20 protein-coding genes, 5 tRNA genes and 1 pseudogene are annotated in these 22567 nt (G+C 73.6%); 8 read left to right on the plus strand and 18 right to left on the minus strand.

The genetic code is table 11. The features are described from left to right. The first annotated feature begins 257 nt into the window (after positions 1–257). A complete protein-coding gene (locus tag ABTZ58_RS25675; RefSeq protein ID WP_351361095.1) occupies positions 258–818 on the plus strand; it encodes a CGNR zinc finger domain-containing protein in 561 nt (186 codons plus the stop codon). 73 nt (positions 819–891) lie between these two features. Here ABTZ58_RS25675 and ABTZ58_RS25680 read toward each other — a convergent pair whose 3' ends face one another. Both ABTZ58_RS25680 and ABTZ58_RS25685 read right to left on the minus strand, forming a co-directional pair. Then, a complete protein-coding gene (locus ABTZ58_RS25680) occupies positions 892–1068 on the minus strand; it encodes a hypothetical protein (protein WP_351361098.1) in 177 nt (58 codons plus the stop codon). A gap of 152 nt (positions 1069–1220) precedes the next feature. Beyond that, on the minus strand, positions 1221–1661 hold the full coding sequence (locus ABTZ58_RS25685; RefSeq protein ID WP_351361101.1) for a hypothetical protein: 441 nt from the start codon (positions 1659–1661) through the stop codon (positions 1221–1223). A 175-nt stretch (positions 1662–1836) separates the two neighbouring features. Here ABTZ58_RS25685 and ABTZ58_RS25690 point away from each other — a divergent pair, with 175 nt between their 5' ends. Then, complete coding sequence (locus ABTZ58_RS25690) at positions 1837–2349, plus strand: DsbA family protein (protein WP_351361104.1); 513 nt, start codon at positions 1837–1839, stop codon at positions 2347–2349. Positions 2350–2379: 30 nt separating this feature from the next. Here the strand turns inward: ABTZ58_RS25690 and ABTZ58_RS25695 are convergent, their stop codons facing one another. Genes ABTZ58_RS25695 through ABTZ58_RS25705 form a run of 3 tightly spaced genes read right to left on the minus strand, consistent with a single transcriptional unit; the run spans position 2380 to position 5121 of the window. Next, on the minus strand, positions 2380–3204 hold the full coding sequence (locus ABTZ58_RS25695) for a GNAT family N-acetyltransferase (protein WP_351361106.1): 825 nt from the start codon (positions 3202–3204) through the stop codon (positions 2380–2382). Positions 3205–3259: 55 nt separating this feature from the next. Beyond that, positions 3260–4081 (minus strand): aminotransferase class IV, encoded by an 822-nt coding sequence (locus ABTZ58_RS25700; RefSeq protein WP_351361109.1) that lies wholly within the window; start codon positions 4079–4081, stop codon positions 3260–3262. Then, on the minus strand, positions 4078–5121 hold the full coding sequence (locus ABTZ58_RS25705; RefSeq protein ID WP_351361112.1) for a chorismate-binding protein: 1044 nt from the start codon (positions 5119–5121) through the stop codon (positions 4078–4080). Before ABTZ58_RS25705 ends, ABTZ58_RS25700 begins: the two co-directional genes overlap by 4 nt. A 178-nt stretch (positions 5122–5299) precedes the next feature. Between ABTZ58_RS25705 and ABTZ58_RS25710 the strand changes: the two genes are divergently transcribed. The 5 genes from ABTZ58_RS25710 (at position 5300) to ABTZ58_RS25730 (ending at position 5767) form a co-directional block, all read left to right on the plus strand. Then, a tRNA-Gly gene (locus ABTZ58_RS25710) sits at positions 5300–5372 on the plus strand. A gap of 37 nt (positions 5373–5409) precedes the next feature. Further along, positions 5410–5483, plus strand: a tRNA-Cys gene (locus ABTZ58_RS25715). Position 5484: 1 nt separating this feature from the next. Further along, positions 5485–5556 (plus strand) — tRNA-Val (locus ABTZ58_RS25720). 24 nt (positions 5557–5580) lie between these two features. Next, positions 5581–5652 (plus strand) — tRNA-Val (locus ABTZ58_RS25725). A 43-nt stretch (positions 5653–5695) separates the two neighbouring features. Further along, positions 5696–5767 (plus strand) — tRNA-Val (locus ABTZ58_RS25730). Positions 5768–5824: 57 nt separating this feature from the next. Here ABTZ58_RS25730 and ABTZ58_RS25735 read toward each other — a convergent pair. The 4 genes and pseudogenes from ABTZ58_RS25735 to ABTZ58_RS25750 form a co-directional block, all read right to left on the minus strand. After that, on the minus strand, positions 5825–6112 hold the full coding sequence (locus tag ABTZ58_RS25735; protein WP_309095341.1) for a TFIIB-type zinc ribbon-containing protein: 288 nt from the start codon (positions 6110–6112) through the stop codon (positions 5825–5827). Between the two features lie 79 nt (positions 6113–6191). Beyond that, the gene (locus tag ABTZ58_RS25740) at positions 6192–7172 is read right to left on the minus strand and encodes a phosphotransferase family protein (RefSeq protein WP_351361115.1); all 981 of its coding nucleotides are present in this window, start codon (positions 7170–7172) and stop codon (positions 6192–6194) included. A 282-nt stretch (positions 7173–7454) separates the two neighbouring features. Then, the gene (locus ABTZ58_RS25745; protein ID WP_351361118.1) at positions 7455–7661 is read right to left on the minus strand and encodes a hypothetical protein; all 207 of its coding nucleotides are present in this window, start codon (positions 7659–7661) and stop codon (positions 7455–7457) included. 229 nt (positions 7662–7890) lie between these two features. Next, positions 7891–8163 (minus strand): annotated as a pseudogene (locus ABTZ58_RS25750) (DUF8836 family protein); the annotation flags it as partial. Positions 8164–8357: 194 nt separating this feature from the next. Here ABTZ58_RS25750 and ABTZ58_RS25755 point away from each other — a divergent pair. Next, a complete protein-coding gene (locus ABTZ58_RS25755) occupies positions 8358–9815 on the plus strand; it encodes a serine/threonine protein kinase (protein WP_351361121.1) in 1458 nt (485 codons plus the stop codon). Between the two features lie 79 nt (positions 9816–9894). Here the strand turns inward: ABTZ58_RS25755 and ABTZ58_RS25760 are convergent, their stop codons facing one another. The 9 genes from ABTZ58_RS25760 to ABTZ58_RS25800 form a co-directional block, all read right to left on the minus strand. Next, positions 9895–10287 (minus strand): NUDIX domain-containing protein, encoded by a 393-nt coding sequence (locus ABTZ58_RS25760; RefSeq protein WP_351361124.1) that lies wholly within the window; start codon positions 10285–10287, stop codon positions 9895–9897. A gap of 9 nt (positions 10288–10296) precedes the next feature. After that, positions 10297–11115, minus strand: a complete 819-nt coding sequence (locus tag ABTZ58_RS25765) for a TrmH family RNA methyltransferase (RefSeq protein ID WP_351361127.1) — start codon at positions 11113–11115, stop codon at positions 10297–10299. Positions 11116–11181: 66 nt separating this feature from the next. Next, entirely contained in the window at positions 11182–12423 is a 1242-nt protein-coding gene (gene cobA, locus ABTZ58_RS25770) for a uroporphyrinogen-III C-methyltransferase (RefSeq protein WP_351361130.1), read from the minus strand. 183 nt (positions 12424–12606) lie between these two features. After that, a complete protein-coding gene (cobT, locus tag ABTZ58_RS25775; RefSeq protein WP_351361133.1) occupies positions 12607–17091 on the minus strand; it encodes a nicotinate-nucleotide--dimethylbenzimidazole phosphoribosyltransferase in 4485 nt (1494 codons plus the stop codon). Between the two features lie 379 nt (positions 17092–17470). Then, on the minus strand, positions 17471–18691 hold the full coding sequence (gene cbiE, locus ABTZ58_RS25780; RefSeq protein WP_351361135.1) for a precorrin-6y C5,15-methyltransferase (decarboxylating) subunit CbiE: 1221 nt from the start codon (positions 18689–18691) through the stop codon (positions 17471–17473). 145 nt (positions 18692–18836) lie between these two features. Next, a complete protein-coding gene (locus tag ABTZ58_RS25785; RefSeq protein ID WP_351361138.1) occupies positions 18837–19469 on the minus strand; it encodes a GNAT family N-acetyltransferase in 633 nt (210 codons plus the stop codon). Between the two features lie 139 nt (positions 19470–19608). Next, complete coding sequence (locus tag ABTZ58_RS25790) at positions 19609–20430, minus strand: MetQ/NlpA family ABC transporter substrate-binding protein (RefSeq protein ID WP_351361141.1); 822 nt, start codon at positions 20428–20430, stop codon at positions 19609–19611. A gap of 61 nt (positions 20431–20491) precedes the next feature. Further along, entirely contained in the window at positions 20492–21199 is a 708-nt protein-coding gene (locus ABTZ58_RS25795; protein ID WP_311684267.1) for a methionine ABC transporter permease, read from the minus strand. Beyond that, a complete protein-coding gene (locus tag ABTZ58_RS25800; RefSeq protein ID WP_351361144.1) occupies positions 21196–22230 on the minus strand; it encodes a methionine ABC transporter ATP-binding protein in 1035 nt (344 codons plus the stop codon). Before ABTZ58_RS25800 ends, ABTZ58_RS25795 begins: the two co-directional genes overlap by 4 nt. Positions 22231–22567 lie beyond the last annotated feature (337 nt).

The raw sequence follows: 22567 nt of genomic DNA on the forward strand, positions 1-22567 counted from the left end.
CGTCGACTCGGGGAGACGGCTCGGGCTCGGACAATCGCATACGGGATACACCGGCGTCTGCACCGCGGAGCACGCGGGGCGGCGCCGGTCCGCGTCGCGCAGGCGGCCGCCGGGACCGCCTGGGGAACCATGGCGGCCTCGGCGGCGTTGTATTCGAAGCCATGTGCGGGCGTGAGGGCGGTCCGGCGAATGCGGAGCCGTTACCATCGGCCCCCACCGACGGGCGCCTGCCCGACCCCCAGGCCAGGGAGCGAATCGTGCTGATCACCCATGACACCCGGTGCGCCCTCGACACCGTGGTCGATCTGGTGAACACCGCACCGGAGGACGACACGGCAGCCGACGGGCTGCCGGACGTGGCGACTCTCGCGGACTTCGTGCGCAACCACGAGATCAGCGATGTCGGGGTGCTCTCGGAGTTCGACCTGTCCGCGGTGCGGAAGATCCGCGGCCGGTTCGCCTCCGTCTTCGCCGCCCCCGACGCCCGGACCGCCGCCGTCCTGATCAACGAGCTGGTCGCCGCCGCCGGCACCACCCCCCGGCTCACCGACCACGACGGCTACGACTGGCACGTCCACTACTTCGCGCCCGGCGCGTCCGTCGCCGACCACCTGGCGGCCGACTGCGGGATGGCGCTGGCGTTCTTCGTGGTCGCCGGGGAGCAGGAGCGGCTGCGGCGCTGCGAGGCGCCCGACTGCCGGCGCGCCTTCGTCGACCTGTCCCGCAACCGCTCCCGCCGCTACTGCGACAGCCGCACCTGCGGAAACCGGCTGCACGTGGCCGCGTACCGGGCCCGCCGCAAGGAGGCGGCCGGCTGACCGCCCAGGCCGCCGGACCGACGTCGATGCCGACGCGGCCCCGGCGGGTGACGCCGGGTACCGCGGGTACGGCTCACAGCAACAGCAGATCGTGCAACGAGGCCATGAGCAGCAGACACCCGATCACCGCAAGGAAGATCATCAGCGGTGGCTGGGAAAGGGCGAAGAGGCAACCGCGTGGTTCGTCCCGACGGGGACGGGGCTCGTCCTGCGGCGGGGCGGGGTCGCTCTGTTCCGTCGTGTCCAGCATCTCGGGGCGATGATGACGCAGTCGCCGGGCCGGGCGCGATCGGCGGCCTCGATCCGTGCGGGTGTGCCCCGATTCCGTGAGGTCCGGTTCGGGTTGTGATCACTTCCGTGCGCCCGCGGACCCACTGTGACGGTTCGGCCGTCGCCCGGTCGTCAGATGCCGTGCTTCTTGAGGATCGCCTCGATGTCGCTGAAGTCGTCCTCGCCCCGGGGCGCCGCCGTGGGCCGGGCCGCCGGGCGCGCGCCCTGGCCGAGGGAGGGCGCCGAGGCCGCAGGGGCCACCGCGTCGGGACGGTCCGCGGCGCGGGCCGCCGCCCTGCGCTCCTTGCGGGTGCCACCGCGGCGGCGCTCCACCACGCGTGTGGTCGTGAACAGCACCCACGCGAGGCCCAGCAGGCCGAAGCCGGCCCAGGCCGTCGGGCTGAAAGCCGTGTCGGCCAGCCACTCGACGACGCCCGTCAGCACCAGCCCGATCGGCACCAGCGAGTACGCCGCGATGCGGACCGCCGCGAGGAAGCGCTTGCGGTAGGCCGTGACGGCCGCGATGCCCAGGCCGGCCGCGGAGACGGCGGAGCAGACGGTCTCGGCAATCATCCGGTCCTCCAGGCGTGGCGCGGTCGAGCGGGGCACTCCGTCCCTTCCATCCTGCACCCGCGACACCGCGGCGGGCCATGCCGCGGCCCGACATCAGGGACATCTCCGGGTCCTCTCCTCCCCAGGTGCCGGTGCGGGCTCCACCCGCGGCGCCGACTGCTGGAAGACTGTCGGCATGAACGACTCCTCCCCCGCCCCCGTGCTCGAGATCTGGTGCGACCTGCAGTGCCCGGACTGCCGTACCGCGCTGGACGACCTGCGTGCCCTGCGCGAGCGCTATGGCGACCGCCTCGATCCGCGGCTGCGCCACTTCCCCCTGGAGAAGCACAAGCACGCCTTCGCCGCCGCCCAGGCCGCGGAGGAGGCGTGGGAGCAGGGACAGGGATGGCGTTACGTCGAGGCCGTGCTGGGCCGCGTGGAGGAGCTGGACCGCAAGGGAGAGGCCTTCCTGGTCGAGGTGGCCCGGGAACTGGGGCTGGACGCCGAGGAGTTCGACACCGCGCTGGTCGACGGACGGCACATCCTGATCGTCGACGCCGACCAGGCCGAGGGCAAGGCCATCGGCGTGACCGGCACCCCGACGTACGTCATCGGCGGCGAGCGGCTCGACGGGGGCAAGAGCCAGGAGGGCCTGCGCGAGCGGATCGAGGAGATCGCGGACCGGCTGCTGGCCGGCCGGGAGCACTGATCGCCCTCGCCGGCTCCCGGCTCCGGGCCGCTACAGCAGCGGCTTGTACACGGCGTACCGCGTCGTCTCGTAGCCGAGGGACGCGTAGAGCCGCTCCGCCGGGGTGTTGCCCGCGAAGACGTTGAGGCCGAGGACGCGCCTGCCCTCGGTGATCGTCTGGGCCTCGGCCAGCAGCATCAGGGTGCGGCCGTGTCCCTGGCCCCGGTGGGCGGCGTCCGCCTCGACGTCGTAGACGAAGGCGTCGCTCTCGCGCACCGCCAGCCACAGCGTGCCCACCGGTGTCCCCAGGTGCTCGACGACGCTGATGAGCGTGCCGGGAGTGGCGAGGCCGTCGGGCAGCAGCGTGGCGTGGTCCCGCTCCGACTTGGCCCGGGCCTCGGCCTTAGGAACACCCCGGTCGATCCAGCTGCGGGCGTAGTCCGCCTTGCCCTTCTCCAGCCAGGGACCGAACTCCGCCTCGGTCATGGGCCGGGCCCGGCTGCCGGACGGAAGACCGGGCGGGGTGTCGCCGAGCTGCTTCTCCATGCCGCGGTTGCGCACGACGTAGCCGAGCGCCGTGGCGAAGCGCAGCGCGGGCTCAAAGTCCCCGGGGACCATGGCCTCGATCCGGCGGCATCCCCAGCCGCGCGCCACCTCCTCCGCGGCGAGCGCGGCCACCGTGCCCCGGCCGCGCCCGCGATCCGGTTCCTCGATGCGGAGCTTCATGATCTGGGCCACCGCGGCGCCGAACACGGGATGCGTGCCGAGGTGTACCGCCCCTACGGGACGGCCGTTCACGCACACCTGGTAGCGGCGCGAGCGCGTCCCGTCGGCGTTCTGCTGAAGCGGCTCGGTCGGCCGCAGGGTCGTGGTCATCAGGGGTGTTCTACCCGTAACCGCCGCCCTGTTCAGCCCGATTAAACGCGGGCGGTCAGGGATCGAGGTCGTCCCCGGACCGCTCCTCGAAGATCCGCATGGCCTTGGCGGTCACCGGGCCCGGCGCGCCCGCCAGCTCACGGCCGTCGACCCGGTGCACGGCCTGCACGTCCCGCAGCGTGGACGTCAGGAAGATCTCGTCGGCCCGCTCCAGGACGTCCAGCGGCAGGTCGGTCTCCCTGGCGCCGGTCCACTCGACGGTCAGTGCCCGCGTGATGCCCGCGAGGCAGCCGGAGGAAAGCGGCGGGGTGTGGATCTCGCCGTCGAGGACGACGAAGACGTTCGACCCCGTGCCCTCGCAGAGCTGTCCCACCGTGTTGCCGAACAGGGCCTCGGAGGCGCCCTGTTCCCGGGCGCGGGCCAAGGCGACGACGTTCTCGGCGTACGAGGTGGTCTTCAGGCCGGTCAGCGCGCCACGCTCGTTGCGGGTCCAGGGGACCGTGATCACGGCGGTGGAGTCCGGGCGGCGGGTCGTCTCACCGAGGGCGACGACGAGGGTCGGGCCGCGGTCGCCGCGGTCGGAGCCGAGCGGGCCGTGGCCGCCCGTGTAGGTGACGCGGAGGCGGCCGAGCGGTACGGGGTTGGCCTCAAGGACGGCGGCACAGGCGCGGCGCACCTCGTCCAGGTCCGGGTCGGGCAGACCGAGGCCGCGCGCGGAGCGGGTGAGCCGGTCGAGGTGCCGGGTGAGCGCGAACGCCCGGCCGTCCACGGCCTTCACGGTCTCGAAGATGCCGTCGCCCACGGTCAGCCCGTGGTCGAAGACGGAGACGCGGGCGGACTCGATGTCCTGCAGCCCGCCGTCGAGCCAGATCTTCACGTCAGGTCCTCTCCACTCACCTCGTACGTTCCCGACGCTATCGCGAGCAGCCGGGAGGCCTTCAGCTCGGTCTCGCGCCACTCCCCCTCGGGGTCGGAGCCCCAGGTGATGCCGGCGCCGGTGCCGAAGCGCAGCACGCCGTCGGCCCGGTCGATCCAGAAGGTGCGGATGCCCACGGCCAGCTCACCGGTGCCCCGGTCGGCGTCGACCCAGCCGATGCCGCCGCAGTACGGGCCGCGGGGCGCCGTCTCGAGCGCGTCGATGATCCGCAGGGCACTGGACTTGGGCGCGCCCGTGACCGAGCCGGGCGGGAAGGCGGCGCCGAGCAGCCCGGCCCAGCCGGCCCCCTCCGCCAGCTCACCGCGGACCGTCGAGACCAGGTGGACCAGCCCGGGGTGCTTCTCGACGGCGCACAGGTCGGGCACGGTGACGCTGCCCGTGGCGCAGACCCGCCCGATGTCGTTGCGGACGAGGTCCACGATCATCACGTTCTCGGCGTAGTCCTTCTCCAGCAGGTCCGCCTCGGTCCGGCCGGTGCCCTTGATCGGGCCGGACTCGACGACTCGTCCGTCGCGGCGCAGGAACAGCTCGGGGGACGCGGTGGCGATCTCCACCCCGTGCCCGGGCAGGCGGATCGTTCCTGCGTAGGGGGCCGGGTTGCCGCGGGCCAGCAGTGCCGTGAGGGCGTCGACGTCGGCGCCGGGTGCGACGGGCGCGGACAGCACCCGGCACAGGTTCGTCTGGTAGACCTCGCCGGCCGCGATGTGCTCGCGGATCCGCCGCACCGCGGCCGTGTACGTGGCGCGGTCGAGCGACGACGTCCAGTCACCCGCCGCCGGTCCGTGCCACGCGCCCGGCACGGGCGCGGGCACCTCCGCCGTGCGCACCTGAGCGAAGCGGGCACAGGTCAGACGGCCCTCGAAGTCGGCGCACACGGCCCAGAAACCGCTGGATTCCAGGGCTTCGGGGTCGTCGGTGACGTCGAGGAGCCCGGTGGCGACACGGTCGCCGAAGCGGGCGAGAGGAGGGAGGTCGAGCACGCTGTCGAGTCTATGGCGGGTGTCCGGCGGGTGACCGGGTGATGTCCCCTCCGGGGTGCTCCCGGCGCCCCTGAGCAGGGCAAGCGCAGCACGCTGCGCAAACGCGTTTTTGTACTGGCACCGGAATCCGCTAGAGTTCAACACGTCGCCGGGCCGCGAGAGCGGGCCGAACCGACAGGCGGACGTAGCTCAGTTGGTAGAGCGCAACCTTGCCAAGGTTGAGGTCGCGAGTTCGAACCTCGTCGTCCGCTCGAAGGAAGAGGGGGCTTCCCGGCCCCCTGCACTCCTGGTGGAGTGGCCGAGAGGCGAGGCAACGGCCTGCAAAGCCGTCTACACGGGTTCAAATCCCGTCTCCACCTCCAAGGACGATTAGCTCAGCGGGAGAGCGCTTCCCTGACACGGAAGAGGTCACTGGTTCAATCCCAGTATCGTCCACTGGATCTTCTCGAAAGATCCCCCGCGCGATTAGCTCAGCGGGAGAGCGCTTCCCTGACACGGAAGAGGTCACTGGTTCAATCCCAGTATCGCGCACGCAGTGCTCATGATCCGCCGCATGCGGTGGTCATGGTCCCGAGGACGATTAGCTCAGCGGGAGAGCGCTTCCCTGACACGGAAGAGGTCACTGGTTCAATCCCAGTATCGTCCACACCACACCGGAGCCCCCGGCCGTCGCGGCCGGGGGCTCCGTCGTGCGTGAGCCGTCTCAGGACGAGAACAGCATGTGCCCGAAGCCCTTGTTGCGGTGGTGACCGTGGTGGCCGTGGCCTCCGTGCGGGGCGCCCCAGGCGGGGGCCGGGTAGGCCTGCGGCGGGGCCTGGTACGCCTGCGGCGGGGGCGGTGGGGCCGACTGGGACCACTGGGCCTCCAGCCGGGTCAGCGACTCCAGCTCGCCGTAGTCGAGGAAGATCCCTCGGCAGCCGCTGCACTGCTCGATCTGGACACCGTTGCGGTTGTACGTGTGCATCGGCGCACGGCACTTCGGACACTGCATGGTCGTTCAACTCCTCGCCGGTCGGTCCTGCTTCGCGTCTCACCAGGACAGACTCTTGCCCGCTGTGGTCGGTTGCACCCTACTTCGCGTGGTCCTGCCTCAACTGCGGCGGGACGCCGGACATTCGGTCACAGGCGTCCACGACCGCCTGCTCCACCTCGTCCAGGGGCCGCCCGGCCGCGACCGCCTTGGCGACGGCCCGGGCGGCGGTCTGCACGGTGAGGGCGCGGGCCGGCACGTCCAGGGCGGGCCAGGGGTCGCCGTCGGCGGGCACGGCCGGGCCGCCCGCGTCGCGGTAGGCGGCGAGGAAACGGGCCCAGGCGCCGGGCGGGAGCAGACCGCAGGCGTACCAGGCGGCGGGGCGGGCGAGGTCCCAGGACGGGACGCCGGCGCCGAGGTCGTCGACGTCGATCAGCAGCCAGGGGCCGCCGGGGGCGGGGTGGCGCACGAGCTGGCCGAGGTGGAGGTCGCCGTGGCAGAGGGTGGTGCTGTCCGGCATGGGGGCCTCGGCGCGGGCCCAGGCGGGGAGGGTGTCCCAGGCGCGCAGGACGGGGGCGGCCGCGGGGTGAGGGCCGGCAGCGGCGTGCGGGTCGGTCCCGGGGGGCGCGGTGGTCGTCTTGCGGAGGCGGGTGATGGCCTGGGCCGCCTTGACCGGGCCGCGCATGGGCGGCAGGCCCTCGGGGGCCGGGGTGCGGTGGAGGCGGGCGAGGAGGGTGGCGGCGGCTTCCCAGGGGGCGGCGTCCGGGTCGTTCGGGTCGACGGGAGTGCCGTAGGGCCAGAGCGTGACGAGGCGGCCGTGCAGGTCGAGGGGGGCCGGGGTGAGCGGCGGCAGGAGGATGCCGGGGTGGCTCGCCGCGACGGCGAGGCGGCTGGTCAGCTCGGCCGGGCCGGTGCCCGGGGGGTGCGCCTTCGCGACGGTGTCGCCGTGGCGTACGACGGTGCCGTCGGGGCGGTCCGCGAGGGTGGCCGCGCCGCAGGGGCAGGGTGCGGGACGGGCGTGTGCGGTGGCCCGCGCCCTGGCGGTGAGGGCGGGTATGAGCTGGTCCGGGGCGGGTGTCACGGGGTGAGGGTACGCCCGGGTGCCGGGGGCGGGTCTTCCTGTACTCGGTGCCGGGGGCGGGTGGGTGTGCAGCCCGGCGCCGAGGTACCGCGGCGCCCGCCCGTGGCGCTCCTGGCTGCAGGATGGCCCGCAGCCGGGTGAACCGTGCGCCGGGGAAGAGCAATGCCGGCGCAGCTCCCCAGCTGCGCCGGCATTTGTGCCGTCCGCCGCACCCCCGTCCCCACGGGGTTTCATGGGTGGATGTCCCCGCCCGGACCGCTCTTCCGGGCCTGGGGTCGCCGCTCAGCGCCCCAGCATCTCTCCCACGGACGACGCCTGTGTGGCCACTGTCTCCCACCCGTCGAAGACGAGGAGGAGCAGGACCGCCAGGGGAAGGGCCATCAGCGTCGCCACCACGGGGTGGCGACGGCCCTGGCGGCGGGGGAACGCGGCGGCGTACACCTTGCGTCCCTCCTCGCGGATCAGTGTCCGCGGTGCCGTGTGGGCCATGGTCCCTCTCCTGACCGTTCTTGTTGTCGTTGACAGCGGCGAGTGTCTGACCTCGGGGGACGAGTGCTGCACCCGCCGCTTGACCTCAAATCTAGGCGGGCGGCCCTTCCCGGGCGTCATGCCCTCGTACCGATTGCCCGGCCTCCCGGAGGATGAGCCGCCCCCCGCGATGTACTCCCCTGGGTGGAGACGCCGGCGCCGGTCTCAGGGTCTTCCCCGACGGGGCGCCCGGATCATCCTGCTTTCTCCGAGCCCCCTCCCCCGGAACGGGCTGCTCCGCCGGCGCCGGCACCCGGTTCGCCATGAACCGCGCCGTACGTATGACTGTCCCTCCCCCACCGCATGAACGGCATGGGGGAACCTCCACGCGTGACTTCGCTCACTTCCACGACGCCTCGACGCACCACCGTCTCCACCCTGCGTCCGGCTCGGCCCGCCACCACCTCGTCGGTGCGCGTCGTGTCCCGGCATCCACGACCATCTCCACGCGATCACCCTTCAAGGGACCAATCCCCCTTCTGTGACGAGTGGTTGGGACCACCAACGGCGCGAAGTGCGCCTCCTCGCGCCCTCCCTGACCACCTTTCAAGTCTCCCCCGGCCACTGACAATCCATCACTCGGAGAGGGCGCGGCCTCTGCGCGCGGGCGGCCGTGGAAACGTAAGCTGTGGCTCGTCACAGGACCGGGCAGCGGGGATGAACATGGCGATGATGCGCCTGAGGCGCGAGGACCCGCGCGTCGTCGGCTCGTTCAAGCTTCACAGACGGCTGGGCGCGGGCGGGATGGGCGTGGTCTACCTCGGCTCCGACAAGAAGGGGCAGCGGGTCGCGCTCAAGGTCATCCGGCCCGATCTCGCGGAGGACCAGGAGTTCCGCTCGCGGTTCGCCCGTGAGGTCTCGGCGGCCAGACGGATTCGCGGCGGGTGCACGGCACGGCTCGTGGCCGCCGACCTCGACGCGGAGCGGCCCTGGTTCGCCACCCAGTACGTGCCCGGCCCCTCCCTGCACGACAAGGTCGCCGCCGAGGGACCGCTCGGCGCGGCCGACGTCGCCGCCGTCGGGGCCGCCCTGTCGGAGGGCCTGGTCGCGGTGCACGAGGCCGGGGTCGTCCACCGGGACCTGAAGCCGTCGAACATCCTGCTGTCCCCGAAGGGGCCGCGGATCATCGACTTCGGCATCGCCTGGGCGACCGGCGCCTCGACCCTGACCCACGTCGGCACGGCCGTCGGCTCGCCGGGCTTCCTCGCACCGGAGCAGGTGCGCGGAGCCGCCGTCACACCGGCCACGGACGTGTTCTCGCTCGGTGCCACCCTCGCCTACTGCTCGATGGGCGACTCGCCCTTCGGACACGGCAGTTCCGAGGTGATGCTGTACCGCGTGGTGCACGAGGAGCCACAGCTGCACGGCGTGCCCGACGCGCTGGCCCCGCTGATCCGGGCGTGTCTGGCGAAGGACCCGGAGGAGCGGCCCAGCACGCTCCAACTGTCGCTGCGGCTCAAGGAGATCGCGGCCCGCGAGTCCCAGGACCTCGCCGGGGTGCGGTCGCCCGCGCCGCGCGGCGCCGAGTCCGAGCGGCCCGCCGACACCTATCCCGACCGCGGCCGGGGCCGGCAGGGCCAGGGCACGTCCGGGGGGCAGCGCGGCCGGGGCACTCCCCCGCCACGGGGTGCCGCTCCGGCGCGGGACGGTGCCGGGCCGCCGGACGGTGGTCCGGCGTCCCAGGGCGGATCCGGCGCGCGGGGCGCGTCGCGGGCCTCCGGCACCGGGAACCGGCCGTCGGGCGACGGCCGGCGGGGCCGGACCCCGGTGCGCGGTGCCGGCACCGCACGCGGCGGCACCCCGTCGCGCTCGGGTGCGCGGCCGACGCCCACCGGACGCAACGGCACCCGGCCGGGCAGCGGCAGCCGGTCAGCGCCGCACAGCGGTACCGGGCGCCCGGCGCCCAGGAACACGGGGACCGGGCTGCGGCCCGCCAATCCGCGGCTGCTGCGCCAGCGGCTCTTCGTGTTCGTCGTGGTCACGCTGCTGGTGGCGGTCGGCATCGCCCTGGTGCAGGGCTGCCAGGGCCCGGCGCGGGGGCTCGGCGGCGACGGGGCGGGTGTACGGCAGGAGCACGTGCAGCCGGACTCCGGGCCGCGCGGGTACGGGCCGTAGGGCGGGGACGGTACGGGCCGCAGCGCGGGTACGGGCCGCAGTGTGCGGGCACGGGCCGTGGACACGGGCCCGTGGGCCGTCACAGTCCCGGCAGGATCCGCTCGAAGAACGCGCGGTCGCCATCGAACACCGGGTCCAGGGCCAGGAACTCCTCGGGGGTGACCCAGCGCGTGCCGGCGACCTCGTCCGGGTCGGGGACCACCTCTCCCGTGTCCGCGCGGGCGATCCACCAGTGGAGGCGGAAGCGGAGGTCGTCGGTCTCCGACTCCCAGACCTTGCGCAGGGGTACGACGGTGAGGCCGACCTCCTCGCGGACCTCCCGGACGACCGCCTGCTCCTGGGTCTCGCCCGGTTCGACCTTGCCGCTGAGCGGTTGCCAGTAGCCGGGGCGCGCGACACGGGGGCCGCGCCGGATCGCCAGCAGGCGCTCGCCGCGCAGGAGTACGGCGACGACGGCGTCACGCTGCTCCATGGGCGGGCCCTAGTTCCGGGGGCGGCCGGTGGCCACCGCGTAGAAGGCGACGGCGGCCGCCGCGCCCACATTGAGCGAGTCCACGCCGTGGGACATGGGGATGCGCACCCATTCGTCGGCGGCGACCAGGGCCTGCGTGGACAGGCCGTCGCCCTCGGCGCCGAGCATGAGGGCCACCCGGTCCATGGTGTGCGGCGCGGCCTCGTCGAGGGACCGGGCCTTCTCGTCGGGGGTGAGGGCGAGGAGTGTGAAGCCCGCCTCGCGGACCGACTCCAGGCCCTTCGGCCAGATGTCGAGCCGGGCGTACGGGACGGAGAAGACCGCGCCCATCGAGACCTTCACGCTGCGGCGGTACAGAGGGTCGGCACAGTCCGGGGAGAGCAGGACCGCGTCCATGCCGAGGGCGGCGGCGGAGCGGAAGATCGCGCCGATGTTGGTGTGGTCGTTGACCGACTCCATGACGACGACGCGGCGGGCGGTGCGCAGCAGGCCGGCCGCCGTGGGCAGGGGCTTGCGCTGCATGGAGGCGAGGGCGCCGCGGTGCACGTGGTAGCCGGTGACCCGCTCGGCGAGTTCGGGGCTGACCACGTAGACCGGGGCGGGGAGTTCGTCGATGACGTCGCGCATGACGTCGACCCACTTGGCCGAGAGCAGCATGGACCGCATCTCGTAGCCCGCCTCCCTGGCCCTTCTGATGACCTTCTCGCCCTCGGCGATGAACAGGCCCTCGGCGGGTTCGCGCTTGCGGCGCAGCTCCACGTCGGTCAGACCGGTGTAGTCGCGCAGGCGCGGGTCGTCGGGGTCCTCGACGGTGATGAGATCGGCCACAGGGTGATACTGCCTTGTCCTGGGTGCGGTGCCAACGGCTCAGTACGGGGGTTGGGTTACCCGGGGTTACTCGCGGGGTGCGGCGGTCGGCGGGCCGACCTTCACGACCTCGCCGATGACGATGACCGCCGGGGGCTTCACGTCCTCGGTCCGCACGGTCTCCCCGACGGTCGCCAGGGTGGCGTCGACGCGGCGCTGGCCGGCCGTGGTGCCCTCCTGGATCAGGGCGACGGGCGCGTCCGGGGACTTGCCGTGGGCGATGAGCGTCTCGGCGACCTTCCCGATCGTGCCGACGCCCATCAGGATCACCAGCGTGCCGGTCAGCTTGGCGAGGGACGGCCAGTCGACCAGGGAGCGCTCGTCGTCGGGGGCGATGTGGCCGCTGACGACCGTGAACTCGTGGGCGACGCCCCGGTGGGTGACGGGGATCCCGGCGGCGCCCGGGACCGAGATGGAGCTGGAGATGCCGGGCACGACCGTGCACGGGATGCCGGCGTCGGCCAGTGCCTGGACCTCTTCCATGCCACGCCCGTAGACGAAGGGGTCGCCGCCCTTGAGCCGTACGACGGACTTGCCCTGCCTGGCGTACTCGATCAGGGCGTCGTTGATGGCCTCCTGGGCCATGAACCTGCCGTACGGGAGCTTCGCCGCGTCGATGACCTCGACGTTCGGGGAGAGCTCGGCGAGCAGGTCGCGCGGGCCCAGGTGGTCGGTGATGACGACGTCGGCCTCGGCGAGCAGGCGGCGGCCGCGCACGGTGATCAGGTCCGGGTCGCCGGGGCCGCCGCCGACCAGGGCGACTCCGGGCGTGCGGGTGCGGTGGTGCGGGGCGACCAGTGTGCCGTCGCGCAGGCCCTCGACGACCGCGTCGCGGATGGCGGCGGTGTGGCGGGGGTCGCGGCCGCGCGCGTCGGTGGTGAGGACGGCGACCGTGACGCCCTCGCTGTGGCCGGTGGCCGGGGTCCAGGCGGTGGCCTGGTCGGCGTCGTCGGAGCGGACGCACCAGACGCGGTGGCGTTCCGCCTCGGCCGAGGCCCGGGTGTTGGCCTCCGTGTCGCTGGTGGCGATCAGGGCGTACCAGGCGTCGGCGAGGTCGCCCTCCTGGTACGGGCGCCGGTGCCAGGTGATCTCGCCGGCGTCCGCCATCGCCTCGACCGAGGGGGTGGCCTCCGGGGACACGAGGAGGACGTCCGCGCCGGCGGCGACGAGCGCCGGGAGGCGGCGCTGGGCGACCTGGCCACCGCCGAGGACCACCACGCGGCGGCCGGTGAGGCGGAGGCCTACGGGGTAGGCGGGGTGTTCGGCCATGAGGGAGCGGCTCCTGTTGACGGCGGTGCGGTAGCCCTGACGTGCGGATTTTAATGGGCGGGCGGAAGGGCGGCCCCGGCGGTCCGGTGGCTGGGCAGGACAGCCGGGGCCGGACACGGTCCGTGCCCACCCGCTCCGCCGCGCGGAACGGGTGGGCACGGATCCCTGCGGGCGGCCGGCCTCCTACTTCTCGGTCACTCCCGCCGAGTCGAACGTCGCCACCTCGTGCATCGCCCGGGCCGTGCTCTGGACCAGGGGCAGGGCCAGCAGGGCGCCCGTGCCCTCGCCGAGGCGCAGGTCGAGGTCGACCAGGGGACGCAGGCCCAGCTTGTTCAGGGCCGCCACATGGCCCGGCTCGGCGCTGCGGTGACCCGCGATGCACGCGGCCAGGACCTCCGGGGCGATCGCGCGGGCGACCAGGGCGGCGGCACCGGCGCTGACGCCGTCGAGGATCACCGGCGTACGCAGGGACGCGCCGCCGAGGAGGAGGCCGACGATGGCGGCGTGCTCGAAGCCGCCGATCGCGGCGAGCACGCCGATCGGGTCGGCCGGGTCCGGCTGGTGCAGTTCCAGGGCCCGGCGGACGACCTCGGTCTTGCGGGCGAGGGTCTCGTCGTTGATGCCGGTGCCCCGGCCCGTGACCTCGGCCGGGTCCGCGCCCGTGAAGACGGAGATCAGGGCCGCGGAGGCGGTGGTGTTCCCGATGCCCATCTCGCCCGTGAGCAGGGCCCTGTTGCCGGCCGCGACCAGGTCGCGGGCCGTCTCGATGCCCACCTCGATGGCCTGCCTGGCCTCCTCGCGGGTCATGGCGGGGCCGGTCGTCATGTCGGAGGTGCCGCCCCGGATCTTGCGGGGCAGCAGGCCGGGCGTGGCCGGGAGGTCGGCGGCGACCCCGACGTCGACGATGCACACCTCGGCGCCGACCTGGGTGGCGAAGGCGTTGCAGACGGCGCCGCCGCCGAGGAAGTTGGCCACCATCTGGGCCGTGACCTCCTGCGGCCAGGGGGTGACCCCCTGCGCGTGGACACCGTGGTCGCCGGCGAAGATCGCGACGGCCGCGGGCTCCGGGATGGGCGGCGGGCACTGGCGGGACAGCCCGGACAGCTGGGCGGAGATGATCTCCAGCATGCCCAGCGCACCGGCCGGCTTGGTCATGCGCTTCTGGCGCTCCCACGCCTCGCCGAGCGCCTTGGCGTCCAGCGGGCGGATCTGCGCGACGGTCTCGGCGAGCAGGTCGTGCGGTTCCTCTCCGGGCAGTGCGCGTCGGCCGTACGTCTCCTCGTGCACGACCCACGACAGCGGGCGGCGCTTGGACCAGCCCGCCTGCAGCAGTTCGGGCTCGTCCGGGAACTCGTCGACGTAACCGACGCACAGGTAGGCGATGACCTCGAGGTGCTCGGGCAGCCCGAGCGCGCGCACCATCTCGCGCTCGTCGAAGAAGCTGACCCAGCCGACGCCGAGGCCTTCGGCGCGGGCGGCGAGCCAGAGGTTCTCCACGGCCAGGGCGGCCGAGTACGGGGCCATCTGGGGTTGGGTGTGGCGGCCGAGGGTGTGGCGGCCGCCGCGGGTCGGGTCGGCGGTGACGACGATGTTCACCGGCGTGTCGAGGATGGCCTCGATCTTCAGTTCCTTGAACTGCTTGGCCCGGCCCTTGGGGAGGGACTTCGCGTACGCGTCGCGCTGGCGCATGGCCAGTTCGTGCATCGCGCGCCGCGTGTCGGCGGAGCGGATGACGACGAAGTCCCAGGGCTGCGAGTGGCCCACGGAGGGCGCGTGGTGAGCGGCCTCCAGGACACGGAGCAGCACCTCGTGCGGGATGGGGTCGCTGCGGAAGCCGTTGCGGATGTCGCGGCGTTCGCGCATGACCTTCAGGACGGCCTCGCGCTCGGCGGGGTCGTAGGGGGGTGCGGCCGGTCCGGTGGACTCTCGTGCCTCTGTCACTGCGGGCGCGCCCTCTCCCTGTAGACGTTCCTGGTCCGCCAGGTCTTCCTGTTCGGCGGCCCGGGTGTCCAGGTCGTCGGCGTTCTGCGCGGGTGCGGCGTCACCGTCACGGGGGGCGGGGACGAGGGCGACGGGCTCCGCCCCGGGCTGCGCGGGCCGGGACTGCTGCGGGCCCTGGACGGGCTGACCGCTGCGCTCGTCGGCGGTCGGGGTGGGCAGGACGACGGTGACGTCCTGCCCGGCGGACGGACCGGGGGTTTCGGGGGCCTGAGCCGCGGTCGCAGCCGGGGCTTGGGAGGCGGGGGCCTGGGTGACCGGCTCGGGCTCGGGGGTCCGGGGGTGTGGAGCCGTCGGCTCCGCCGCGGCGGGGGTGGTCGCCTCGGGCGTCGTCGCCCCGGGGACCGCTGCCGGGGCGGGTTCCGCCTGAGGCGCCGTCTCGGTGGGTGCGGTCGGGTGGGCGGTTTCGGCGGGGGCCGGGGTGCCGGTCGCTTCGACGGCTTCGGTGACATCGGCGGTCTCGGCGACGGGAGCGGCCGGCGCCGGGGTGGTCGCCGGGTCACCCGGGGCCTCGGGGGCGGGGGCGGCGGTCTGAGAAGGTGTCATTTCGGGCTGGGGTGCGATTGCCTCGCTGTCGGCCGGCTGGGCGGGCTGCGCCGGGGGCTGTGCGCCGGTGTCGCCGACGGGGGCGACGGGTTCCTGCGCCACGGCTTCGGCGAGGGGTGCGGCCGGGGTGGGTGCGGGGGCCTCGGGAGTGGCCGGGGCCGCGGATTCGCGGGTGTCGGGGTCACCGGGGGTCGCGGAGGGGTCCGCCTGCGGGGCGGGGCGGGCGTCCTCGGGGTTCATCGGGTTCGGCACCTGCCCGGCGGCCTCGGCACCGGCGACCGGTTCCTCGGACACGGCCTCCGGCGGCGACATGTCGGCCTGCTCGGGTCCGGTAGGCGCGTCGGGGAAGGGAATCGCCTCAGGGGTCTGTGCCGCCGCGGGGGCCGGTGCGGCTTCCGGCGCGGGGGCGGGCACCGCGCCCTGCTCGGCAACGGCGGCGGCGCCCTCGGCGGGGGCCTCGGCCGGTCCGTTGACGACCGCGCCGGCCTCGCCCGGCACCTGTCCCGGCGCGGGCACGGCAGCGGCAGCCTCGGCGGAGACCTCGGCAGGGTCCGGGACCTCGGCAGGGTCCGGCTGGGCGGCCGTGTCCGGACCGGCAGGGGCGGGCTCACCGGCAACGGGCTGCGCGGGCACGGCCTGCGCGGCCTCGACGCCGATTTCCTCGGGGGCGTCCGGAGCCGTAGCGGCGGGGGCAGGGGCGACCACCGCGTCCCGCACGGGAGCGGCGACCTGAGCCGCCTCCGGCGAAGCAGCAGCCAAGTCGTCCGCGACCGCCACGCCCTGATCTGACTCGGCACCGGCCACCTGTCCCGCGTCCGGGCCAACGCCCACCGCGGGAGCGGCGACGACCGCGTCCTGCGCGGGAGCGGCAAGGATCGCGTCCTGCGCGGGGGCGGCGTCGGCGAGCTGAGCCGCTGCCTCCGGGGAAGGGGCGGCGGAGTCAACCGCGGCCTCCGTGACCTGCGCTGCCTCAGCACCGGCGGCCTGCTCCGGCTCCGGGCTCGCGGGGACAGCCGCGACCGCCGCGGGCTGCCCGGCCGCGGCGGCAACCGTCTGTTCGGCGCCCGGCCCGGCGGCCCCCGTCTGCTCGGTCGTGGCCTGCCCGGGCACCATCTGCCCGGCCTCGTCGGTCTGCGCGAACACCGCTGGTCCGGCCTCGGCCACCTGCGCCGCCACCGCCTGCGGGGCCTCGGACACGCGCGCCTCCGGCACCTGCGCGGCAGCCGCAAGCCCCGCCTCGGTGACCTGCGCCGCTTCCACCGGCCCGGCCTCGGCCACCCGGCCCGCCGCCGTCTGCGGAGCCTCGACCACGGCCTGCTGCGCCTCCGCCACCTGAGCGGGAACCGCGGGCCCCGCCTCAGCCGCCTGCGCGGCAGCCGGCTGCTGGGCCTCGGCCACCTGCGCCTCGGCCACCTGCGCCTCGGCCACCTGCGCGGCGCCCGCGGGCCCCGCCTCGGCACCCTGCGGCGCGGAAGCCGCCAGGTCCGCCTCGCGTGCCTGTGCCGGGATCGGCCGGCCCGCCTCGGCCGCCACGCGGGTCACCACGGCCTGGGCCGCTCCCACCGGCTCCGGGGTCGGAACAACCGTTTCGGCAGGCGCCGCCCCGGCGCTCGACTGGGGCTGCGGTACGCGCTGTGCGCCCCAGGGCGCCGCCGGGGCGGAGGGCGTCTCCGCGGCGCGCGGGGTGTCGAGGTACTCGGGGCCGGGCGTCGGCGCGGGCTGACGCACCGGCGCGTCCGCGGGGCCGCGGTCGGCCAGGGAGCGGACCGGGCTGGCGGAGCTGTCCGGCAGTGGCGGCCCGAGGTGCAGCGGCCGGCGCGGCGTGATGGGCGGGATCGGCGGCGGGTCGGGCAGGCGGACGCCGCCGAGGTCGACGGAGCCGCTGTCACGGCCGGAGAGCTCGTGCGGGCCCGGCTGGTGCACGGTCTCGACGACCGGTTCCGGCGCGGGCGGGGCGACCTCGTGGCCCCAGGCGCCCTGGGCACCCGGCAGCAGCAGGAGGTCTTCGTCCTCGGCAGGGGTCTCGGAGAGGTAGGTGTACGAACCGTGCGCGGCGCCCGGCTGTTCCACCATGCCTGAGTTCTCCGGCAGTCCCTCGCCCGGGACCTGGCCGGTGTCGGTCATGCGTACCCCTCGCCCATCGGTTAGTGCTCCTACGACCAGCTCACCCGGAACGGCGCACCGACCGCCCCACAGTGAAGAACGAGCGTGCGTCCCCAGCGGCACGAACGGCCCGCCCGGAAAAGGCGACAAAGCCATTCACTGGCATTGTTGCGGCCGTGGCACCCTCACGGCAGCTTGATCCGCGACGGTTCCGCTGTGGACTGCGCCACGTTGCGCGTCCTCCGGTTCTGCCGTACCACACTCACCCCAAAACGGGCGGGTCTTCCGGACATTGGCCGACGAACTGCCGGACGTCCGCGTGCGGTGCAGCGATCGGCCAGCCTACCGCGCGCAGTACGACAAACCGATCACGGGGACGGTCGCGGGGGCGTCCGCGGAGTCAGGCACCGCGCTTCGGCAGAACGCCGCTGAGCAGGAACGCGACGCTCCGCTCCTTCTCCGACCAGGCCCGGGTGTCGAGTTCGACGGACTGCAGCAGGGCGCACTCGACGCCGTAGCCGTGCTCCGTCAGGTCGCGGCCGATGAGTTCGGCGGCGTCGCGGGTGGCGGCGTGCGTGACGATGCGCTGCGGGCGCCGGTCGGCGGCCGCCGAGACGACGGCCGCTCCCCCGCCGCCGACGCGGACGACGTCCGGTTCGGGGAGGTTCTCCAGGACGTGCGGGGCGGTGCCGTGCACGATCTGGAGCTGGACGCCGAGGCGGCGGGCCGTCGCGTCGGTGCGGGCGCAGGCGGCCGGGTCGCTGTCGACGGCGAGGACGGCGGCGCCGGCGCGTGCCGCCTCGACGGCGAAGGCGCCGCTGCCGCAGCCGATGTCCCACACGAGGTCGCCGACGCGGGGCCCGAGGCGCGCGAGTTGGGCGGCGCGCACCAGCTGGGTCTCGCCCTCGCCGAGGTCGCCGCCGTAGGCCTCGGCGGGCAGGGACCAGCCGCGCGGACCGGCGGAGGGGTCGCGGCCGGCGAGCCAGCCGCCGGTCTCCCCGGCCGTGTCGGGGCGGGTCGGGCCGCCGAGGACGATGACGACGTTGGGGTCGCGCCAGGTGTGGTCGGCGGCCTTGTCGGAGGTGACGATCGTGACGCGCTCGTGGTCGGTGCCGAGCTCCTCGCAGATGACGAAGGAGCGGTGGACTCCTTCGAGGAGCAGGCCGAGTTCGGCGGGGCCGGCGCCCGGTGAGGTGAGCACCGCCACCTTGGGGTGGGCACGGCACACGTTCACGGCGCGGCGCAGCGTGCGAGGGTGCGCGACGACCACTTCCGCGTCGTCCCAGGGCATGCCGGCGCGGGCGAAGGCGGTGGCGACGGAGGAGACGCCGGGGACGACCTCGACCTCCAGGCCGAACTCGGGGGCGCGCAGGGCGCGTACGACGCCGAAGAAGCCCGGGTCGCCGTCGGCGAGCACGACGGCCGTGCCGCGGTGGGCGGCGATGCGGCGCGCGGCGAGGGCGACGCTGCCGAGGCGGATGCGCTCGGCGCCCGCGGGTACCTCGGGGAGTGCCAGGTGGTGGGCGGCGCCCGCCACGAGTGTCGCGGCGCCCAGCGCGGCGCGTGCCGCGGTGGTCAGCGGCGAACCGTCCCAGCCGATCACCGTGACCCGGTCGGCCATCGTCGTCAGTCTCCAGGGGTTTGCGCAGGTCGTCTGTGTGTCGTGTCGGGGTGCGGCCCGCGTGCGGGCTCCGTGAGGGTACCCGGTCGAGGTTGCGGCGGAAGCGCCGGTGCCGTCGCCGCCGTCGCGCGCCGGGTGGTTCCGGTCAGTTCCAGTCGCCGAAGGACGTGAAACCGCCGGGCAGCTGGTCGCCGACGCCCTCCAGGTCCTCGGGGAGCAGGCTCCACACGATGAGGTCGGTGCGCATCTCGGTCCACTCCCCGCTGCCGGTGCGGGTCCGCGCTATCCAGGCGCCGCGCAGCACGCCCTCGCTGATGCAGCCGATCTTCTGGGCCACCTGCTGGGAGGCGGTGTTGTCGGCGGCGGTGCGCAGTTCGAGGCGCTCGAACTTCTGGTCGTCGAACAGCCAGCGCGCGGTGACGAGCGCGGCCTCGGAGGCGTAGCCCTCGCCTCGGGCCCAGGGGGCGATGACGTAGGACATCTCGCTGGAGCGGATGCGCCAGTCGGTGTTCTTGAGGTGGACGACGCCGACCAGGCGCTGGGTGAGGAACTCGGTGACGGCGAAGACGATGCCGCGGCCCTCGGTCCGTTCGGCGGGGGCCCGTTCGGTGATCCAGGTGCGGGCGTGTGCCTCGGTGTAGGGGTGCGGGACGGAGGTCCAGGCGGTGACGAGCTCGTCGTTCATCATGTCGGCGAACGCCTGGACGTCCGGCTCCTCGAAGGGGCGCAGGACCAACCGCTCCGTGCTGATGGAGACGTTGGGGAAGGTGCTCGTCATGCGCCGCTCCGTAACCTTCGGGAACCTTCGGGGCCTGCTGAACTGCCCAGCATGCAGCATGAAAGCACTGATCCGCACCACGGGGCCCTCCCCCACCGGGGCAGGGAGGACCCCGTGCTCACGGCTGCCGGGTGCGGGCTCAGAAGGAGGCGAGCACGGAGCCGGCGTACTTGTCCTGGATGAACTTCTTCACCTCGGGCGAGGTGAGGAGCTTCGCGAGCTTCTTCACGCGCGGGTCGTCCTCGTTGCCCTTCTTCACGGCGAGGAAGTTGCCGTAGGGGTTGTTCTTCGGCGACTCCAGGACGAGGGCGTCCTGCGCGGGTTCGAGGTCGGACTCGATGGCGTAGTTGCCGTTGACGACGGCGGCGTCCACGTCGTCCAGGGAGCGCGGGGTCTGGGCCGCCTCCAGCTCCTTGAACTTCAGGTTCTTGGGGTTCTTGGTGATGTCCGAGGGGGTCGCCTCGTTGCCGACGCCCGCCTTGAGGGTGATGAGCCCGTTGGCGGCGAGGAGCTTGAGGGCGCGGGCCTCGTTGACGGTGTCGTTGGGGATGGCGACGGTCGCACCGCTCTTCAGGTCGTCGGCCTTCTTCACCTTGCGGGAGTAGAGGCCGAGCGGCTCCAGGTGAACCGTGACGACGGGCACGATGTCGGTGCCGTTCTTCTTGTTGAAGTCGTCGAGGTACGGCTTGTTCTGGAAGTAGTTGGCGCCGACGGAGCCGTCCTGGGTCGCCGTGTTGGGCGTGACGTAGTCGGTGAACTCCTTGACCTCGAGGTCCAGGCCCTCCTTCTTCGCCAGGTTGTCCTTCACGTAGGTGAGGATCTCGGCGTGCGGGACGGGGCTGGCGGCGACGATCAGGGGTCCGTCGGTGGCCGAGGAGCTGTCGCCGCCGCAGGCGGTGAGCCCGAGGGTGAGGGCTCCGGCGGCGAGGACGGCAGTGGTGATCTTGGCGGTGTTACGCACGAAAAGTGCCTTTCCTTATGACCTTGCGAGGATGCGACCCCGTCGTGGGTGAACGGGGGGTTCAGGAGGCGGCTTTGAGCAGCCGCAGCTTCGGGGCGGGTCCCGAGTGGGCGCCGCGCCGGTGCAGGGAGCGGGCCGCGTAGTCGCCGGCGAACTGGATGAGGGAGATGACGACGGCGAGGATCGCGACGGTGATCCACATCAGGCCGGTCTCGAAGCGCTGGTAGCCGTAGCGGATGGCGATGTCGCCGAGGCCGCCGGCGCCGACCGTGCCCGCCATGGCCGAGTAGCCGATGAGGGCGACGACCGTGGTGGTGGTGCTGGAGATCAGCGACGGCAGGGACTCGGGGACGAGGACCTTGCGGACGATGGTCCAGGTGTTGCCGCCCATGGCCTGCACGGCCTCGACGAGCCCGTGGTCCACCTCGCGCACGGCCGTCTCGACCAGCCGCGCGAAGAACGGGATGGCGCCGACGGCGAGCGGCACGATGGCTGCCTCGCGGCCGATGGTCGTGCCGGTGATCCAGCGGGTGAAGGACATCAGCGCGACCATCAGGATGATGAACGGCAGGGAGCGGGCGATGTTCACGACCTGCCCGATGACCTTGTTGGCGGCGAGGTTCTGCAGCAGGCCGCCGCGGTCGGTGAGGACCAGCAGGATGCCGAGCGGGAGGCCGCCGACGACGGCGATGAGCGTGGACCAGCCGACCATGTAGAGCGTGTCCCAACACGCCTGCTCCAGCAACGGCTGCATCTCGGACCAGGTCACTTGGCACCTTCCTTCACCAGCGCGGACTCGTGGCCCGGGACGTCGATCTGCAGGCCCTTCTCACGCAGGAAGCCGATCGGCACCACGTTGTCCTCGTAGCGGCCGGGCAGTTCGATGCGCATCCGGCCGACCTGGAGGCCGCCCACGGTGTCGATGGCGGCGCCGAGGATCGAGATGTCGATGTTGTAGGTGCGGGCGAGTTGTGAGATGACGGGCTGGGTGGCGCTCTCGCCCTGGAAGGTGACGTCGACGACGGTGCGGTTCTCGCCGGAGGCCTCGCCGTCGAGCGGGAACAGCGCGGCGGCCAGTTCCGAGCCGGGGGTGGCCAGGAGTTCGCTGACCGTGCCGGACTCGACGATGCGGCCGTTCTCCATGAGCGCGGCCGAGTCGCAGACCGACTTCACGACGTCCATCTCGTGCGTGATGAGCAGCACGGTCAGGCCCAGCTGCCGGTTCAGGTCGCGCAGCAGCGCCAGGATCGACCGGGTGGTCTCCGGGTCGAGGGCGCTGGTGGCCTCGTCGGAGAGGAGCACCTTGGGGTCGCCGGCGAGGGCGCGGGCGATGCCGACGCGCTGCTTCTGGCCGCCGGAGAGCTGGGCCGGGTAGGACCCCGCCTTGTCGGCGAGGCCGACCAGGTCGAGCAGTTCGAGGGCCTTGCGGGAGCGCTCCTTGCCGGTCCTGCCCAGGATCTCCAGGGGCAGTTCGACGTTGTCCTGGACGGTCCGGGAGGACAGCAGGTTGAAGTGCTGGAAGACCATGCCGATGCGGCTGCGCGCCCGGCGCAGTTCCCTCCCGGCGCGCGGGCCGCGGCCGGCCAGGGCGGTGAGGTCCTGCCCGTCGACGCTCACGGTGCCGGAGGTGGGGCGTTCCAGCAGGTTGACGCAGCGGATGAGCGAGGACTTGCCGGCGCCGGACTGGCCGATGACGCCGTACACCTCGCCTTCGCGGACGTGCAGGTCGACGCCGTCCAGGGCGGTGACCTCGCGGCCGCGTGCACGGTAGACCTTGGTGAGGTCCGTGGTGGTGATCACGTGGGTTTCCGTCACAGTCGAGTGCGCGGGCGTGGGTGGTCCCGGGCACGGGTGCGTTCGTTCGGGGACGCGGCACGGTTCTCGCTGGGGCGTGGAACCGGAGAGAACATGTGCGCGGGGCGGCTCGGTGTCACGCGGCGCTCAGCGCTCGCGGACGGGCCGCGGTCTCGCTTCGGGGCGCGAGCTCGGGGGTGGTGCGGGGGCCCTCTAGCAGGCGCACATTCGACACATACAACGAGCACCGGGCGTCATGGTCGCCTCGGTCGCGGGAATGCGGTCGCTCGTCGTGGTCATGCGGTCAGTAAAACACGTGTACGGTCCTGACAAGCCGCCGCTG

It is taken from the genome of Streptomyces sp. NPDC094143 (assembly GCF_040303825.1).
In the GTDB taxonomy this organism is placed as follows: Bacteria; Actinomycetota; Actinomycetes; order Streptomycetales; family Streptomycetaceae; genus Streptomyces.

Coding starts and splice junctions, on each gene's coding strand:
- ABTZ58_RS25685 (WP_351361101.1), bottom strand. CDS start 1,661: ATGATTGCCGAGACCGTCTGCTCCGCCGTCTCCGCGGCCGGCCTGGGC.
- cobT (WP_351361133.1), bottom strand. CDS start 17,091: ATGACCGACACCGGCCAGGTCCCGGGCGAGGGACTGCCGGAGAACTCA.
- ABTZ58_RS25785 (WP_351361138.1), bottom strand. CDS start 19,469: ATGACGAGCACCTTCCCCAACGTCTCCATCAGCACGGAGCGGTTGGTC.
- cbiE (WP_351361135.1), bottom strand. CDS start 18,691: ATGGCCGACCGGGTCACGGTGATCGGCTGGGACGGTTCGCCGCTGACC.
- cobA (WP_351361130.1), bottom strand. CDS start 12,423: ATGGCCGAACACCCCGCCTACCCCGTAGGCCTCCGCCTCACCGGCCGC.
- ABTZ58_RS25755 (WP_351361121.1), top strand. CDS start 8,358: ATGAACATGGCGATGATGCGCCTGAGGCGCGAGGACCCGCGCGTCGTC.
- ABTZ58_RS25680 (WP_351361098.1), bottom strand. CDS start 1,068: ATGCTGGACACGACGGAACAGAGCGACCCCGCCCCGCCGCAGGACGAG.
- ABTZ58_RS25735 (WP_309095341.1), bottom strand. CDS start 6,112: ATGCAGTGTCCGAAGTGCCGTGCGCCGATGCACACGTACAACCGCAAC.
- ABTZ58_RS25695 (WP_351361106.1), bottom strand. CDS start 3,204: ATGACCACGACCCTGCGGCCGACCGAGCCGCTTCAGCAGAACGCCGAC.
- ABTZ58_RS25760 (WP_351361124.1), bottom strand. CDS start 10,287: ATGGAGCAGCGTGACGCCGTCGTCGCCGTACTCCTGCGCGGCGAGCGC.
- ABTZ58_RS25690 (WP_351361104.1), top strand. CDS start 1,837: ATGAACGACTCCTCCCCCGCCCCCGTGCTCGAGATCTGGTGCGACCTG.
- ABTZ58_RS25745 (WP_351361118.1), bottom strand. CDS start 7,661: ATGGCCCACACGGCACCGCGGACACTGATCCGCGAGGAGGGACGCAAG.